Origin of the sequence: Mesorhizobium sp. M1E.F.Ca.ET.041.01.1.1 (assembly GCF_003997355.1) — a bacterium.
GTDB lineage: Bacteria > Pseudomonadota > Alphaproteobacteria > Rhizobiales > Rhizobiaceae > Mesorhizobium.
Genome location: NZ_RZSL01000109.1, coordinates 1 through 14,399, shown reverse-complemented (window position 1 = coordinate 14,399; position 14,399 = coordinate 1). Strand labels below are relative to the sequence as shown.

Genomic DNA, 14,399 nt, shown 5'->3' with positions numbered 1-14,399 from the left:
AGGTCCGGGCGACGGAGGCTCGCTAGGGCGGGCACTAGCTTGCTCGTGGCGGCACGACCAAGGTGCTCGAGGGCGACTGGGAGCCGCACCGCCTGGTCATTATCGAGTTTCCCGACATGGCCGCGCTCACCGCCTGGTACGACTCGCCCGAGTATGAGCGGCTGAAGCAAATCCGTTTCCGCTGCGCCCACACACGTATCATAGCGCTCGAAGGGGTGGCGCCCGCCTGAGCCCCGCCCCCTTTGGGGGCGAGGATCCAGGCTTGTGCTACGCCATCTGCAGCCTCTGCCGGCTTGGCTGCGGCGGGAAGGCGATGGCGATGCCGGCGGCACCGAGGCCGACCAGCGCCGAGCCGACGAACAGCCAGGAATAGCTGGCATAGGCGTCGTAGATCATGCCGCCGGCGAGCGGGCCGAACGACATGCCGAGGCTGGAGAGCATGGTGGCTGCGCCGAGCACGGTGCCGATGATGCGTCCGCCGAAATATTCGCGCGCCAGCACCGCATAGAGCGGCATCACGCCGCCATAGGTGGCGCCGAATATGACGGCGAGAACGTAGAAGTGTTCGAGCCGTGCGGCGCCGAGATAGGCGGCGATCACCATGCCCTGGATCGCGAGGCCGGCGATCAGCACCGGCTTGACGCCCAGCCTGTCGGCGAGAACGCCATAGAGCACGCGCCCGCCGAGGCCGGCCAGGCCCTCGACGCTGTAGATCGAGACGGCCGCCATCGGCGCCACGCCGCAGGCCATCGCATAGCTCACCATGTGGAAGATCGGGCCCGAATGCGCCGCGCAGCAGGCGAAGAAGGTCATGCCCAGCACCAGGAATTGCGGCGAGCGCAGCGCCTGGCCGACGCTCATGCCGGGATCGTCGGCGGCGGGTGCCGGCATGCTGCCGTCGTGTGCAGCGACCGCCGCCGGCGGTTGGCGCACCAGGAACACGGCGGGAAGAAGCAGCACCCAGGCCATGACGCCGATGTCGAACATCGCCGTGCGCCAGTCATAGGCAGAGATCAGCCAGCGCGCGAAGGGCGAGATGGTCATCGGCGCTACTCCCATGCCGGCCGAGACCAGCGACACGGCGAGGCTGCGGTTGGTGTCGAACCAGGCGGTGGTGAGCGCGATCATCGGCGCGAAGAAGGCGCTGGCCGCGAGCCCGACGATCACGCCGTAGCTCAACTGGAAGACCAGCAGCGAGTTGGCGCGGCTTGCCACCACCAATGCCAGGCCGAGCAGCACCGCGCCGGCAAGCACGACGGGCCTGGCGCCGAAGCGGTCATAGATCGCGCCCCAGGCGAAGCCGCCGACGCCCATCACCAGGAAATTCAGCGTCATGGCGCTGGAAATGCCGGCGCGCGACCAGCCGGTGTCGAGCGACATTGGCTCGAGAAAGATCGCCAGCGAGAACATCGCGCCGAGCGCCACACAAGTCATCAACGCGCCAGCCGCGACGATGACCCAACGATAGGAAAGCTTCATGGTTTTCTCCCATGCCGTAAGGCATCCTGTTTGATGCGGCACGGTTTTTCCAGGTTCATCGCGCCGCTTGCGTCCGAAGGACGCCGCAGGCGACACCGATCCTACAATCTGGTTGCATTTTTTATCCGGATTTTTTTGGAGTGCCTATCTCCCCCCTTGTGGGGAGATGGCCGGCAGACCAGAGGGGGGCGCTGTCCCGCTAGCGTCTCAACATGTCAGCAGTCAGTGGCGCCCCACATTGACCGCGCTCCCGCCCCTTCTACATTGAGCCCTCTCAACCCAGGAGGCGTCACCTCATGCAACTCTACCGCGGCCGGCTCATCGACCACATCCAGCTCGTGGTGCGCGACCTCAAGGCGAGCCGGCGTTTCTACGGCGCGCTGTTCGAGGTGCTGGGCATCCCGGTCGGCGGCGAGGCGGAGGATTATTTTTGGGCGGACGAGCTTTTCATCTCCAGCGCCGACAGCCGCGCGGCCCTCGGCGTGCTGACCGGCCGCCACCATCTCGCCTTCCAGGCGAAGGACCGCGCAATGGTCGACGCGTTCTATCACGCCGGGCTCGCAGCCGGCGGCAAGGACAACGGCGCGCCGGGCGAGCGCCGCTACCACCCCGGCTACTACGCCTGCTTCCTGCTCGACCCCGACGGCAACAATATCGAGGCCGTGTTCCATGGCGAGGCGAAGCGGAGCGCGGCGGCGGTGGAAATCAGCTTTTAGGAAGGGCGACCGGCTCAGATGGCCGTGTCCCAGCCGGCGAGTTCGAGCCCGCGACGGAGTCGTTCGCGGTCTTCTAGGCGTTTCATGCGCATTTCTCGGACGATCTGGGCGATGGTGAGGTCGGGTTCCAGGGCACGACCTTCCCTGACGCAGGCCAGCGCCTTTTCGTGGTCGCCGGCAAATGCATGGCATGCGGCCAGCCGCGCCCATTGCCAGGCGCTCTTGCGGGGCAGGCAGGAGAAGGAAGCGGCCGCTTCCCGGTATCGGCCGACGGCCAGCAGGGCTTCGCCGCGATCGTAATAGTACCAGGTCGGATGCATGGGATTGAGCTGGACGGCCTTGTCGAGCAGGGCCAGGCCGGCTTCACCATCGCCGCGCAACGCCCGGAAATGGCCGGTCTGGGCCAGCGTGTCGGCGTCATAGGGATTGAGATCGAGCGCGCGGGCGAAATGCCTTTCGGCGGCGTCGTACTCGTCACGGCCGCGATAAAGCAGGGTCAATGCAAGAATGCGGTGGCACCGCGCCTCGTCGGGGCTGAGCGCGATGGCATGAAGTGCGCGATCACGCGCCTGGTCGAGCACGGCGCGCGGCGCATCGGCATAGCCGCCGATGATCACCTCGGCGAGCGCAAGGTAGGCGTGCGCCAGCCCATAGCCTGGATCGCGCTCGATCGCCTTCAGGAAATGCGCGCGCGCCTCCTGGTTCACGCCCTCGCCATAGCTGCGCAGCAATTCCTTCCCGCGCAGGAAATGCAGATAGGCCTCGACATTGGCGGCGGGCGCGGGAAGACCCCGCCGCATCACCGCGCTTTCGATGTTGGCGACCAGCGCCGTCACGATCCGCTGCGCCACCATCATCTGGAAGGCGAAGATTTCGCCCTTGGGGAAGGTGAAGCTCTGCCCCCAGACGCGCCGGCCGGACGCCGTCTCGGTAAGCACCACGCGCGCGCTGTAGTCCGCTCCGACGGTCTCGACGCTGCCTTCGGCGACATAGTCGGCCCCGAGGCGCTCGGCGGTCGCGCGGATGTCTTCGCGTGAGTGCTCGGCCAGAGCAAATGCGGAATGACGCGCCAGCACGGCGACGGTCTTGAAGCAGGAGAGCGCGTTGGTGATTTCCTCGACCGCGCCGTCGAACAATGCCTTGGCGGTGCTGTCGGCCGGATCGACACGGAAGGGCAGGACGGCCACCATCGGCTCCGCCCGGGCGGCAGCCGCGGCGCCGGCGGGCGGGGGCACCGCCTCGTTCCCCGGCGCCTGGAACAGGTAGCCCCGGCGCGGCACGGTGCGGATCAGTGCCTGCGCCTCGTCGCCGATCGATTTGCGCGCGTCGTGGATCGATTGGGTAAGCGAGTCCTCCGAGACGATAATTCCCGGCCAGACCGCCTGCAGCAACTCTTCCTTGCTCAGAACCCGATCGGGATTGCGCGTCAGATAGGCCAGCAGCTCCAGGGTTTTTGGCCGGACCGGCACGATCTCGCCGTCACGCCGGAGCGTACCCCGGTCGAGATCGAGCACCGCGCCGCCGATCCGTAGCGCCAAGCTCTTGCCCCATCGCCGCGCTTCATCGCGCGCCGTTCATGGGAATGACAAATGTCGGCAAGGTCAAGCTGGAAACAAGTTCAAGCCTGAAAAGAGGCCGCGAAGGCGAAACCTTGGTCGGGTCGGCTCGGTGGCCGGGGCTTTGTCGCTGGACGCCACCCGTTCGAGGTAGCTCAGCATCTCGTTGCTCTCGCCGCAGCATGGGCCGGCAAAACCGGTCGATAGGAAACGAAGCATTTCCTCTCGTGCCAGCTGGGCGGACTGGAAAGGCGCGTCGGCGTTGATATGCATGATCCACCTCCAGGTAGCCAACGGCAGCGGTGCTCGTCGCAGATCGCTCATCGGGCTGTCTGCGAAAGCATCGCCGCGACAGGGCTTCTTTGTCCTGAACGGCAGCTGATATTTTGCTGAATTCCATCGCCGCATCCGGTTCGCGGCTGGCGGGCATACGCAGGCCGTGCCGCATAGCGGGCTATCCCGTCAACAATCCCGACGTCGCTGCGGCATCCGCGACGCGGCAAAGCCGATGCCGGGGCGGCGCTTATTCCTTCACCGCGCCCGTCATCGAGGAAACATAGTGCTCGACGAAGAAGGAATAGAGCACGACCACCGGCAGCGAGCCGATCAGCGCCCCCGCCATCAGCGCTCCCCATTCGTAGACGTCGGAGCGGACCAGCTCGGTGAGCACTCCCACCGGCACCGTCTTCTTCTCGGACGATTGGATGAAGGTCAGCGCATAGATGAATTCGTTCCAGGAGAGCGTGAAGGCGAAGATGCCGGCCGAGATCAGGCCCGGGACCGACAGCGGCAGCACGATCTTGGTCAGGATCTGCCAGCGGGTTGCTCCATCGATGAGCGCGCATTCCTCCAGCTCGAACGGGATCGAGCGGAAATAGCCCATCAAGAGCCAGGTGCAGAACGGGATCAGGAAGGTCGGGTAGGTGAGGATCAGCGCGAACGGCGTGTCGTAGAGACCGAGGTTGAACACCATCACCGACAGCGGGATGAACAGGATCGAAGGCGGCACGAGATAGGCGAGGAAGACGGCAAGCCCAACCTGCCGCGCCCCCGAGAACCGCAGCCTTTCGATCGCATAGGCTGCGAGCACCGCGGCCGCCAGCGACAGGAAGGTGGCGGCGGTCGAGATGATGACGGTGTTGAGCAGCCAGCCTGGATAGGACGTCTCGAAGAGCAGGTAGCGTATGTGCTCCAATGTCGGATGCACCACCCAGAACGGATTGTAGTTCACATAGTCGGTCATCTCGACATTGGGTTTAACCGCCGTGATCGTCATCCAGTAGAACGGAAACAGCAGCACGATCAGAAACACCAGCAGCGGCAGATAGACCGTCACCACCCGCCGCGGCAGGCTCTGCAGGTAGCCCATGCCGCCTTCGTCGGCGTCCAGGTGCTCGACTTCCTTGATCGCCGCCATGTCAGTCTCCGCCGCCTTGCTGCCACCTGCGCCGTTGCAGGCCGAAATAGCTGAACAGGATCGCCGCCAGCAGGAAGGGGATCATGGCGACCGCGATCGCCGCGCCCTCGCCAAGCTGGCCGCCGGAAATGCCGCGCTGGAAGGACAAAGTCGCCATCAGGTGGGTGGCGTTCACTGGCCCGCCGCGGGTCAGCACATAGATCAGCTGGAAATCGGTGAAGGTGAACAGCACCGAAAAGGTCATGGTGATGGCGATGATCGGCGTCAGCAGCGGCAGCGTCACATGGCGGAACAGCTGCCAGCGGCTGGCGCCGTCGAGCGTGGCGGCCTCGTAAAGCGATTGGGGAATGGTCTGCAGGCCGGCAAGCAGCGTGATGGCGACGAACGGAATGCCGCGCCAGACATTGGCCGCGATGACGGAAGCGCGCGCATTGGTCGGGTCGCCGAGGAAATTGATGCGATGGTCGATCAGGCCCATCTGCTGCAGCGCCCAGGACAGGATCGAGAACTGCGAATCGTAGATCCACCAAAAGGCGATGGCCGACAGCACCGTGGGCACCACCCAAGGCAGCAGGACGATCGCGCGGAAGAACGATTTGAAGGGCAAGTTCTCGTTGAGAATGAGAGCGAGCCACAGGCCGAGCACGAACTTCAGGATCGATGCGCTTATCGTGTAGAGCAGGGTGTTGAAGACGGAGAGCCAGAAGACGCCGTCGCTCCACAGATATTGATAGTTCTCGATGCCTATGAAGATGCCGGGACGGCCGATACGGGCATCGGTGAAGCCGAGCCAGACACCGAGCCCGAGTGGATAGGTGAGAAACACCAGGAGCAGCGCCGCCGCCGGCAGCATGAAGCCGAGGCCAAGAGCGTTCCGGCTCTCGGCGAGCCGCGACAGGATCGACGGAGGTCGCTGAACGGCAACGGATGGCACGGCCATGGCGTGGGTTCCCTATGAAGTCTGATGGAGCGGCCGGGGCGGCTCTTCGTTCCGAATGCCTCCGGACGACAGGCGGCCACCCCGGCTCAGGTCGAACAGGATCAGACGCGATAGTAGCGGTTGGCGCGCTTTTCGGCCTCTTCCATCGCTTCCTGCGGCGTGGCCTGGCCTGTTACCGCCTTGGCGAACATGTCCACCAGCACATAGTCGGCCATGGTCGCGGCGGAGGCATAGCCGAGCGGCCCGGCATAGCCGTTGGGGCGCAGTGTCGCCGAGGCTTTCGCGTAAGCCGCATTGTTCGGGTCGGCCTTCCACACCGGATTGTTCTCGAAAGCCTTCAGCGTCTGGCAGCAATACGCGGCCGACGACGTGATCCAGTCCGGCATCTGCGGGTCCTCGAACATGAACTGCAGATAGGCTTTGGCCGCATTGGGGTAGGGGGTGTAGTTGAAGATCACGGCCGTGGTCACCTGGAACAGCTCGACCGATTTCCCGACCGGACCGATCGGCAGGTTGGTGGTGCGCATGTCCTTGGCGATTTCGGTCAGTTTCGGATCCTTGTCCTTGTTGACCTTGGCGGTGTTGTAGACCGAAATGCCGTTGGCGATCACGCTCACTTCGCCGGCCAGGAAGGCGCGGTTGTTGTTCACGTCGAGCCAGCTTTCGGTGCCGGGAATGAAGGTCTTGTAGAGCTCCTGCGCATACTGGATCGCCTTGAGCGTCTCGGGGCTGTTGATCGTCACCTTGCCGGTTTCGTCGACCATCTGCCCGCCATGGCTCCACAGTAGCCAATGCGCGTAATTGTTGCCGTCACCGACGCCGTGGCCATGCGTGAAGCCGGCCGGATGGCCTTTCGCCTTCAGCGCCTTGCAAAGCTCGAGAAAGCCGGCCGTGTCCTTCGGGAATTCGGAGAAGCCAGCCTCCTTCACCCAGCTTTCGCGATAGACGATGGCGTTGCCGATGGTGGCGAGCGGCAGGCCGAGGAACTTGCCCTCGCGCGTCGCATACTGTTTCGGGCCGTCGTACCAGCCGCCATACTTCTTGCCGAGATAGTCGCCCAGTTCCGTCACGTCGAGCAGCTTGTCGGGATATTGGTGGGGGTCGTCGAACCAGACGAACATCAGGTCCGGGCCGGAACCGACATTGGCGGCGACAGCGGCCTTCGGACGGATGTCTTCCCAGCTCTCCTTGTCGACACGGACCTCCACGCCCGTCGCTTCGGTGAACCGCTTCGAATTCTTCAGCCACTGGTCCTCATCGCCCTGCACGAAAGGCGACCAGCGCAGCAGCCTGAGCTTCGCGCCGTCCTCCGGCTTGTATTTCAGGCCCTCCTGGGCGAAGGCGCTCGAACCGATGAAGCGGCTGCCCAAGGCACCGGCGGCCGCGCCGGCGGTCGTGCGAATCACGTCGCGTCTGGTGAATTTCATGCTCGTCTCCTCCTGTTTGTTCCTCGTTGCGTGGCTTTATCGCGCTGCTTCGATCCGCCTGCCGGTTTCGCCGTGAAACAGATGGATGGGGCCAGGCTCGACCGACAGCCGAATGGTCTCTCCCGGCGTGAAGGAATGGCGCTCGCGGAAATTGGCGACGATGTCCTCGCCGCCTGCCGTCCGGCCGATGACCTGCACTTCCGAGCCGGTCGGCTCGATCACCGCCACGGTCACCGGAATGCCATCGTCGGCCAGCCGCAAATGCTCGGGCCGTACTCCGAGCACGATGGCTTCGCCGTTGCCGATCGAGGGTGGTTTCGGCAAAGGCACGGAAATGCCGCCCGCGGCCTGGAAGGACGGCGCGCCATCGGCTACGAATGTGCCCTTGAGCAGGTTCATGGCGGGCGAGCCGATGAAGCTCGCGACGAACAGGTTATTCGGCCGGTCGTAGAGCTCCAGCGGCGGCCCGATCTGCTCGACGACGCCGTCATGCATGACGACGATCTTGTCGGCCATGGTCATGGCCTCGATCTGGTCGTGGGTGACGTAGATGGTGGTGGTCTTCAGCCGCTGGTGCAGCTCCTTGATCTCCGCGCGCATCTGAACCCTCAGCTTGGCGTCGAGGTTGCTGAGCGGCTCGTCGAACAGGAACACCTGCGGATTGCGCACGATGGCGCGGCCCATGGCGACGCGCTGGCGCTGGCCGCCTGAAAGCTGGCGCGGATAGCGCGACAGAAGCGGCACCAGCCCGAGGATTTCGGCCGCCCGCTTCACCCCGGCATCGCTTTCAGCCTTGGGGACACCCTTGAGCATGAGCGAGAACGCCATGTTCTCGGCAACCGTCATGTGCGGATAGAGCGCGTAGTTCTGGAAGACCATGGCCACGTCGCGCTCCTTTGGCGCAACGTCGTTGACGATACGGCTGCCGATCGAGATATGGCCGCGCGAGATTTTTTCCAGGCCGGCAATCATCCTGAGAAGCGTTGATTTTCCGCAGCCGGAAGGCCCGACAAGCGTGACGAACTCGCCGTCGTCTATGCCGACGCTGACGCCATGCAGGATCTCGGTGGCTCCAAACGATTTGTAGACATCGCCAATCGCGACAGACGCCATCGAACTCCTCCCGATGGTCCCTGCGAAGCCTCGCGGGGAGCCGTTTCTATCAGGTGTGGTTGAAACGGATGCCGGCAAGTCGGCAGTCCACCACTGAAGTCGGCGACGTTTGCCCCAGCTCCCCCCGGGTCACGCGACTGTGAAACGGTAGCGCTACCAAACCTGCCTGTAAAGCGGCGGCGCGCAGGCTTATACTTTCGTCGCTGAGGACAGATGAGCGGCACCAGCCTTGAGGGGATGTCGAACCGGGCCGTGCCGAATCGCCGCCGATCAATTCGTCGAATAGCGGCCAATAAACATTAGAGAATACTAAGATATTGGATTTCAACCTGCCCGGGAAAATCCGCACGTTCCGGCGGAGTGGGATTGGCCGCCATGCGTCCAAGGTGAGGGAATTGCCGGGTCGGTGCTTTCCATTGTGGCTCTGCTCGCTACGGGCAGGGAACCGCACAACCGCTGCTTGGTCCTTCTCACCCGCCGATCAGGAATCCCGCGATCAGCTTCTGCAGGTTTCCGCCGGGTCCGAACTCGACCTTGTCGAAGTCGCGGCCGGCCTGGCGCTGGGCCTTGGAAAGCTGGTCGAGATATTGCGTCAGCTCGGCCCTGATCTTGGTGCAGCCGGGGTCGTCGGCGACGGTGAGGCCGACGCTGAAGGCGACGATCTTGTCCACCATGTCGACGATGCCGGCGCCGTGCACCTTCTCATGCGCGGCGAGCCCGGCGGCGAAGGAATCCCAGCGCGCCTGCACGGCAGGTGGAAGCTTCCCGGCGGGCTTGGGCAGCGTGTAGGTGATGATCAGCTTCGGCCGCGCCGTCTTCAGCACGCAGGCACCGCCCTGCGGTTGGTAGTCCCGCTGCCACGTCAGTTTGAAATTGGTGTGCGCGATGACCCGCCGCTCGGTACCCGCGCTGTCCTTGCCGATCACCGGGCCTTTCTCGCCGATCGAGACATAGAGCGCCTCCGGCGTCTGGCCCGAGATCGCATAAGTCTCGATCTTCTCGACCGGCTTCCAGTCGGCGAGGGCTGGGGTGGAGAGGAGGAGGGCGGAAAGCAGGATGGCTGGCTTCATGGGACTCGGTGGGATTCCGGGCGAGGCTTCGTGCATAGCGATTGTCGGCGGCGAGCGCAAAGCTAGCCGCCGCTGGCGCTCCTTCGCGCCACCCTCTGTCCTGCCGACGTCTCAACATTGATCGTCGGAACCCACCGCCGCCGTCCCCCGTTTCTATGCCATCGCCTCGATCCACGGGGAGGGCAGGATGACCCGCAACGAGATCATTTCGGTGCTTGGCCCGGTCGACGAGACCGTGATCGCCGATATCGCGCTCACCGGCGCCAGCCTCGAGGAACTGCGCGAGGCTTTCGCCTGGATCGGCGCCGACGAAGCGCTGATGAACGAGGGTCGCGCGATGCCCGGCGCGCGCGTGGCAAAACTGATCGAGATCCTGGAGCCGCCCGAGGACGAGCCCGAAGCGCCCGGCGGAGTGGAGTAGGGAGCCGACGCCGTATCTCCCCCCTTGTAGGGGAGAAGCGATTTCAACATTTTAGCGGAGCTAAGTGCTAGAAATCGCAAGAGAGGGGATTTGCTTGGCAGAGGCCTTGAGGCTGGCGGGACAGCGCCCCCCTCTGTCCTGCCCGTCCTCCGCAGCAGCTGCGCTGCAGCTGCGAAGGCTGGACCGGACATCTCCCCCACAAGGGGGCGGGTCGGATGTCGCGGTCGCGTTCGCCAATCGCCAACGGGTTGGAGGGATAGGTGTTTCTCCCCACTTGTCCCTTCCACACCTCCCGGCATAGCCTGATATGGCCTGCGCGAGGAGGGGAGCATGGACACCAATGTCGTCATTGTCGGCGCGGGGCCGGCGGGGCTGGCCGTCGGCGCCTGCCTGAAACAGGCGGGGGTGGATTTCACCATCCTCGAAAAGGCCAGCGAGGTGGCGCCGGCCTGGCGGCGGCACTACCGGCGCCTGCACCTGCACACGGTGAAATCCTTTTCGTCACTGCCTTTCGTGCCGTTCCCGAAAAGCCACCCCCGCTACGTCCCGCGCGAAAAAGTGGTCGCCTATCTCGATGCCTACGCGCAGCATTTCGGCCTCGAGCCGCGCTTCGGCGTCACCGTGAAATCGATCCGCTGCGAGGGTGCAAGGTTCCTGGTCGACACCGACGCCGGCGAGATCAGGGCCCGCAAGATCGTCGTCGCCACCGGCAACAATGCCGAGCCCATCGTGCCGGGCTTCCCAGGCATCGAGGCGTTCAAGGGCGAGGTGCTGCACAGCGCCGCCTACACCGAGGCCGCGCCCTATGTCGGTCGGAGCGTGCTGGTCATCGGCATGGGCAATACGGGCGCCGAGATCGCGCTCGATCTGGCCGAGTCCGGCGCGCGGCCGACGATCTCGGTGCGCAAGGGCGTCCACATCGTTCCGCGCCAGCTCTTCGGCGTGCCGATCCAGATGGTGGGCATCGCCAGCCGGCCGATGCCGCAGGCGCTGAACGACTGGATGTTCCCAAAAATCCTCGACCTGGCTTTGGGCAGGCTGGAGAAGTACGGCATCGTGCGGCCGAAGACCGGCATTCTTGCGCAGATCGACGCCGGGCGCATTCCGGTGATCGATGTCGGTACGGTGGCGGCGATCAAGGCGGGCAAGATAGGCATCCTCCCCGACATCATACGCTTCACCGAGAATGGCGCGAAATTCAGCGACGGGCGGGAGACAAAATTCGACGCGGTGATTTTCGCCACCGGCTACCGCCCGGGCTATGACGGCTTCCTGCCTGCGGAGCTGCGGCCGGCAAAGAGCGGCGTCAATCCGCGAGCGGCCGACCTCGGCGTCTATCTCGTCGGCTTCCACAACCCGGTCACCGGCCTGCTGCGCGAGATCGGCATCGAGGCGCAGGCTGTGGCCGCTGATATCAAGAAGCGGGGGTGAAAGTGCGCCCCCTTTCCCCACAAGGGAGGAGGGGGGCGCCAGGCCCTCAATGCTTCGCGCTGCTGGCCTTGCCTTCGTTGACGGCGATACGCTTGGCCTTGGTCTGGGCGCGCTTGGTCTTGGGCAGCGCTACGGTGAGCACGCCGTTGCGGAAGCTGGCGTGGACCTTGTCTTCCTCGACTTCGTAGCCGATCGGGATGCGCCGCTCGAAACGGCCATAGAAGCGTTCGGAGAATTGCTTGCCCTTGTCCTCGGTCTCGGCGCGCTTCTCGCCGCGCAGCGTCAGCACGCCGTCCTCGAGCAGCACCTCGATGTCCTTTTCCTCCATGCCGGGAATCTCGGCGGTCACGTGGATCTCCGTCTCGCTGTCGGAGATTTCCACACTTGGCCAGGCTTGCCCGGCATAGGCCCCGCCAAACGACGGCATGCGCGTTTCGAAGCCACGCATGGCGTCGTCGAACAGGCGGTTCATTTCCCGATGCAGCATCATGAAGGGGTCGCCTCCACGATGGAGATCGCGATATATGTCGGAGAGCTGGCTGCCCTCCCGGCCCCAGGGAATGAGATCACGGATTGCCATTGCATTTCCTCCTCATCTGGTCGCGTCAGGATGTCGTTGAATGTCCCGGCCTGGGATCGTGTGACTCTCAAGTCGAGCCGCGCCGTCGCATCGGGTCCGTGCCCAAATGGCCAGAAAATCGTGGCCAGCAAGTCGCGGCCGGCAAGCCGGCGGCGTTGCCGGTCCCCTCAGGCGACCGGCAAGTGTCGATGTGGAAGTTGTCTGATCGAAGTCAAGACCCACGTTCCGTCTGCCGGCAGATTTGATCATGGAACCGGGAAGCCGGCCGCATGCCGGGCCTCGTTGTCGTTCAAAGGCCCGCCCTTGCATGGGGCGGTGTGGGGCCAGCCATGACACGCGAGGACATCATTTCAGTGCTGGGCGGTGGACGCACCGTCATCGCCGCCATCGCGCTGACCGGCGCCAGCCTTGGCGAACTCCGCGATGCGTTCGCCTGGATCGGCGTCGACGAGGCGCTGGTCAATGAAGGCCGCCGTATGCCGGGCGCTCGAGTGGCGAGGCTGATCGAGATCTTGGAGCCTCGGAGCCTGCGGATCGCCGCATGAATCGGGTGGCGCCCCTGACCGCCGCATGCGAAACCAGTCCCAGTCAATCGGGGGACCCAGCCATGCTTACGCTCTACGACTACCTGCCATCGCAAAACGCCTGGAAGGTGCGTGTCCTGCTGGGACTGCTCGGCATTGCCTACGAAACCCGGCAGGTGTCGATCTTCGAGGGCGAAAGCCGCACGGACGCGTTCCTCAAGCTCAATCCGGCGGGCGCCGTTCCGGTGCTGGCGGTCGAGAATGGTGAGGCGATCGCCGAGTCCAACGCGATCCTCGCCTGCGTCGCGGAGGGCACGCCCTACCTGCCGGCGGACCGCCTTGCGCGCGCCAAGGTCATGCAATGGCTGTTCTTCGAGCAGTATTACGTCGAGCCGGTCATCGGCTCGCTGCGCTTCTGGACGCTGACCGGGCGGCTGGAGCGCAACAAGGCGATTGCTCCCGGCAAGCGCGAGGCAGGCGCCCGCGCGCTGGCGGCACTCGAGCGCAGCCTGCAGGACATGCCGTTCCTGGTTGGCAGCTCGCTCACAATCGCCGACGTCGCCGTCTATGCCTACAGCCACCGCGCCGAGGATTGCGGTTTCTCTCTCGCCGATTATCCGGCGGTGAGCGCCTGGATCGGCCGAGTGAGCGAGGCGATCGGCCCGGGCTATCCGGTGCATCCTTATAGCATCGACCCGCATTCGGGCGGTTGAGCGAAGCGCGCTTCGACGAAGTTCCCGGAACGGAAGTCGGGGCAGGGCGTTTCCGAAAAGCAGTGTGCCGGCGCCTTCTATGCAAAGCGTCGGCAGTTCCGGCCTGCTTTCCAACGCAAGCAATGGAGACCGGAAATGGTTCGCGCCATCGCTATCGCCATCCTCGCCGCCGGCATTGTCGGCCTGCCTGCCATGGCGGCCGAATACTGGGTCGCCAGGGATGCCGTCTCGAAGCAGTGCGAGATCGTGCCGAAGAAGCCCGACGGGACGCTGGTCATCGATCTCGGCAAGAAGAAATACGCCAGCGAGGGCGAGGCCAGGAAGGCAATGGAGGCGTTGCCGGATTGCAGGGAGAAGTGAGGCAGGTCGGTGACCCTACCGGTCCACCATCGACATCGTCCGCTCGTTATACCTCGGCCCCGACACTTTGTCCGGCGTCAGCGCCATGTCCAGCCCCAGCATCTCGGTGGCGTCGAGCTTGATGTCGGCCGCCGCGACATTCTCCTCCAGGTAAATCCGCCGCTTCGTGCCGGGGATCGGCACGATATCGATGCCGAATTCCGGCCCCTTGGCGAGCAGCCAGGCGATCGCGATCTGGCCGGGCTTCACGCCCTTGGCGGTTGCGATGTCGCGCACCGTGGCGGCGGCCGCGACGTTCAAGTCGAAATTCTCGCCCTGATAGCGCGGGTCGCCGCGACGGAAATCGCCTTCGGGATAATCCTCCGCGCGCCTGACGTCGCCGGCGAGGAAGCCGCGGCCGAGCGGCGCGAACGGCACCAGGCCGATGCCGAGTTCCGCAAGCGCCGGGATGATCTCGGGCTCGAGGTTGCGCTCCCACAGCGAATATTCGCTCTGCAGCGCCGAGACCGGATGCACGGCATGCGCGCGGCGGATGTTGGAAATCCCCGCCTCCGACAGGCCGAAGAAGCGCACCTTGCCTTCCGCCACCAGCTCGCCGACCGCGCCGGCGACATCCTCCATCGGCACGTCAGGGTCGACGCGGTGCTGGTAG

16 protein-coding genes and 1 pseudogene are annotated in these 14,399 nt (G+C 64.8%); 7 read left to right on the top strand and 10 right to left on the bottom strand.

What is annotated here, in order from left to right; translation table 11 throughout:
* Positions 1–50: 50 nt before the first annotated feature.
* Positions 51–230: pseudogene (locus EOA38_RS11990) on the top strand (DUF1330 domain-containing protein); the annotation flags it as partial.
* Positions 231–267: 37 nt separating this feature from the next.
* Here EOA38_RS11990 and EOA38_RS11985 read toward each other — a convergent pair.
* Positions 268–1,479 (bottom strand): MFS transporter, encoded by a 1,212-nt coding sequence (locus EOA38_RS11985; RefSeq protein WP_126094583.1) that lies wholly within the window; start codon positions 1,477–1,479, stop codon positions 268–270.
* A 296-nt stretch (positions 1,480–1,775) separates the two neighbouring features.
* On the opposite strand from EOA38_RS11985, the gene EOA38_RS11980 reads away from it, so the two are divergent.
* The gene (locus tag EOA38_RS11980) at positions 1,776–2,195 is read left to right on the top strand and encodes a VOC family protein (protein ID WP_126094582.1); all 420 of its coding nucleotides are present in this window, start codon (positions 1,776–1,778) and stop codon (positions 2,193–2,195) included.
* Between the two features lie 14 nt (positions 2,196–2,209).
* On the opposite strand, the gene EOA38_RS11975 is transcribed toward EOA38_RS11980, so the two are convergent.
* From EOA38_RS11975 to EOA38_RS11945, 7 genes are all read right to left on the bottom strand, one after another.
* Positions 2,210–3,733: a winged helix-turn-helix domain-containing protein gene (locus tag EOA38_RS11975; protein WP_126094581.1), complete on the bottom strand. Its 1,524-nt coding sequence runs from the start codon at positions 3,731–3,733 to the stop codon at positions 2,210–2,212.
* 63 nt (positions 3,734–3,796) lie between these two features.
* Positions 3,797–4,024 carry a hypothetical protein gene (locus tag EOA38_RS11970; protein WP_126094580.1) on the bottom strand — a complete coding sequence of 76 codons (228 nt, stop codon included), beginning with the start codon at positions 4,022–4,024 and terminating at the stop codon, positions 3,797–3,799.
* Positions 4,025–4,274: 250 nt separating this feature from the next.
* Entirely contained in the window at positions 4,275–5,168 is an 894-nt protein-coding gene (locus tag EOA38_RS11965; RefSeq protein ID WP_126094579.1) for a carbohydrate ABC transporter permease, read from the bottom strand.
* A gap of 1 nt (position 5,169) precedes the next feature.
* Complete coding sequence (locus tag EOA38_RS11960) at positions 5,170–6,108, bottom strand: sugar ABC transporter permease (RefSeq protein WP_126094578.1); 939 nt, start codon at positions 6,106–6,108, stop codon at positions 5,170–5,172.
* Positions 6,109–6,209: 101 nt separating this feature from the next.
* Positions 6,210–7,535, bottom strand: a complete 1,326-nt coding sequence (locus EOA38_RS11955; RefSeq protein WP_126094577.1) for an ABC transporter substrate-binding protein — start codon at positions 7,533–7,535, stop codon at positions 6,210–6,212.
* A gap of 36 nt (positions 7,536–7,571) precedes the next feature.
* A complete protein-coding gene (gene ugpC / locus EOA38_RS11950; RefSeq protein WP_126094576.1) occupies positions 7,572–8,648 on the bottom strand; it encodes a sn-glycerol-3-phosphate ABC transporter ATP-binding protein UgpC in 1,077 nt (358 codons plus the stop codon).
* 470 nt (positions 8,649–9,118) lie between these two features.
* Positions 9,119–9,718, bottom strand: a complete 600-nt coding sequence (locus tag EOA38_RS11945) for a DUF922 domain-containing protein (RefSeq protein ID WP_126094575.1) — start codon at positions 9,716–9,718, stop codon at positions 9,119–9,121.
* Between the two features lie 187 nt (positions 9,719–9,905).
* On the opposite strand from EOA38_RS11945, the gene EOA38_RS11940 reads away from it, so the two are divergent.
* Positions 9,906–10,139 (top strand): hypothetical protein, encoded by a 234-nt coding sequence (locus tag EOA38_RS11940; protein ID WP_126094574.1) that lies wholly within the window; start codon positions 9,906–9,908, stop codon positions 10,137–10,139.
* Positions 10,140–10,469: 330 nt separating this feature from the next.
* A complete protein-coding gene (locus tag EOA38_RS11935; RefSeq protein ID WP_126094573.1) occupies positions 10,470–11,570 on the top strand; it encodes an NAD(P)/FAD-dependent oxidoreductase in 1,101 nt (366 codons plus the stop codon).
* A 46-nt stretch (positions 11,571–11,616) separates the two neighbouring features.
* Here the strand turns inward: EOA38_RS11935 and EOA38_RS11930 are convergent, their stop codons facing one another.
* On the bottom strand, positions 11,617–12,150 hold the full coding sequence (locus EOA38_RS11930; protein ID WP_126094572.1) for an Hsp20/alpha crystallin family protein: 534 nt from the start codon (positions 12,148–12,150) through the stop codon (positions 11,617–11,619).
* Between the two features lie 329 nt (positions 12,151–12,479).
* Between EOA38_RS11930 and EOA38_RS11925 the strand changes: the two genes are divergently transcribed.
* From EOA38_RS11925 to EOA38_RS11915, 3 genes are all read left to right on the top strand, one after another.
* On the top strand, positions 12,480–12,695 hold the full coding sequence (locus EOA38_RS11925) for a hypothetical protein (RefSeq protein ID WP_126094571.1): 216 nt from the start codon (positions 12,480–12,482) through the stop codon (positions 12,693–12,695).
* Between the two features lie 62 nt (positions 12,696–12,757).
* Positions 12,758–13,387 (top strand): glutathione S-transferase family protein, encoded by a 630-nt coding sequence (locus EOA38_RS11920; protein WP_126094570.1) that lies wholly within the window; start codon positions 12,758–12,760, stop codon positions 13,385–13,387.
* A gap of 135 nt (positions 13,388–13,522) precedes the next feature.
* Complete coding sequence (locus EOA38_RS11915) at positions 13,523–13,747, top strand: hypothetical protein (protein ID WP_126094569.1); 225 nt, start codon at positions 13,523–13,525, stop codon at positions 13,745–13,747.
* 15 nt (positions 13,748–13,762) lie between these two features.
* On the opposite strand, the gene EOA38_RS11910 is transcribed toward EOA38_RS11915, so the two are convergent.
* Positions 13,763–14,399, bottom strand: a 637-nt coding sequence (locus EOA38_RS11910) for an aldo/keto reductase (protein WP_145965950.1), incomplete at its 5' end; no start/stop codon positions are given.

Bases quoted from the DNA above. Each gene is read 5' to 3' on its own strand.
- EOA38_RS11930 (WP_126094572.1), bottom strand. From the start codon at position 12,150: ATGGCAATCCGTGATCTCATTCCCTGGGGCCGGGAGGGCAGCCAGCTC.
- EOA38_RS11920 (WP_126094570.1), top strand. From the start codon at position 12,758: ATGCTTACGCTCTACGACTACCTGCCATCGCAAAACGCCTGGAAGGTG.
- ugpC (WP_126094576.1), bottom strand. From the start codon at position 8,648: ATGGCGTCTGTCGCGATTGGCGATGTCTACAAATCGTTTGGAGCCACC.
- EOA38_RS11985 (WP_126094583.1), bottom strand. From the start codon at position 1,479: ATGAAGCTTTCCTATCGTTGGGTCATCGTCGCGGCTGGCGCGTTGATG.
- EOA38_RS11980 (WP_126094582.1), top strand. From the start codon at position 1,776: ATGCAACTCTACCGCGGCCGGCTCATCGACCACATCCAGCTCGTGGTG.
- EOA38_RS11935 (WP_126094573.1), top strand. From the start codon at position 10,470: ATGGACACCAATGTCGTCATTGTCGGCGCGGGGCCGGCGGGGCTGGCC.
- EOA38_RS11960 (WP_126094578.1), bottom strand. From the start codon at position 6,108: ATGGCCGTGCCATCCGTTGCCGTTCAGCGACCTCCGTCGATCCTGTCG.
- EOA38_RS11955 (WP_126094577.1), bottom strand. From the start codon at position 7,535: ATGAAATTCACCAGACGCGACGTGATTCGCACGACCGCCGGCGCGGCC.
- EOA38_RS11915 (WP_126094569.1), top strand. From the start codon at position 13,523: ATGGTTCGCGCCATCGCTATCGCCATCCTCGCCGCCGGCATTGTCGGC.
- EOA38_RS11940 (WP_126094574.1), top strand. From the start codon at position 9,906: ATGACCCGCAACGAGATCATTTCGGTGCTTGGCCCGGTCGACGAGACC.
- EOA38_RS11965 (WP_126094579.1), bottom strand. From the start codon at position 5,168: ATGGCGGCGATCAAGGAAGTCGAGCACCTGGACGCCGACGAAGGCGGC.
- EOA38_RS11945 (WP_126094575.1), bottom strand. From the start codon at position 9,718: ATGAAGCCAGCCATCCTGCTTTCCGCCCTCCTCCTCTCCACCCCAGCC.
- EOA38_RS11925 (WP_126094571.1), top strand. From the start codon at position 12,480: ATGACACGCGAGGACATCATTTCAGTGCTGGGCGGTGGACGCACCGTC.
- EOA38_RS11970 (WP_126094580.1), bottom strand. From the start codon at position 4,024: ATGCATATCAACGCCGACGCGCCTTTCCAGTCCGCCCAGCTGGCACGA.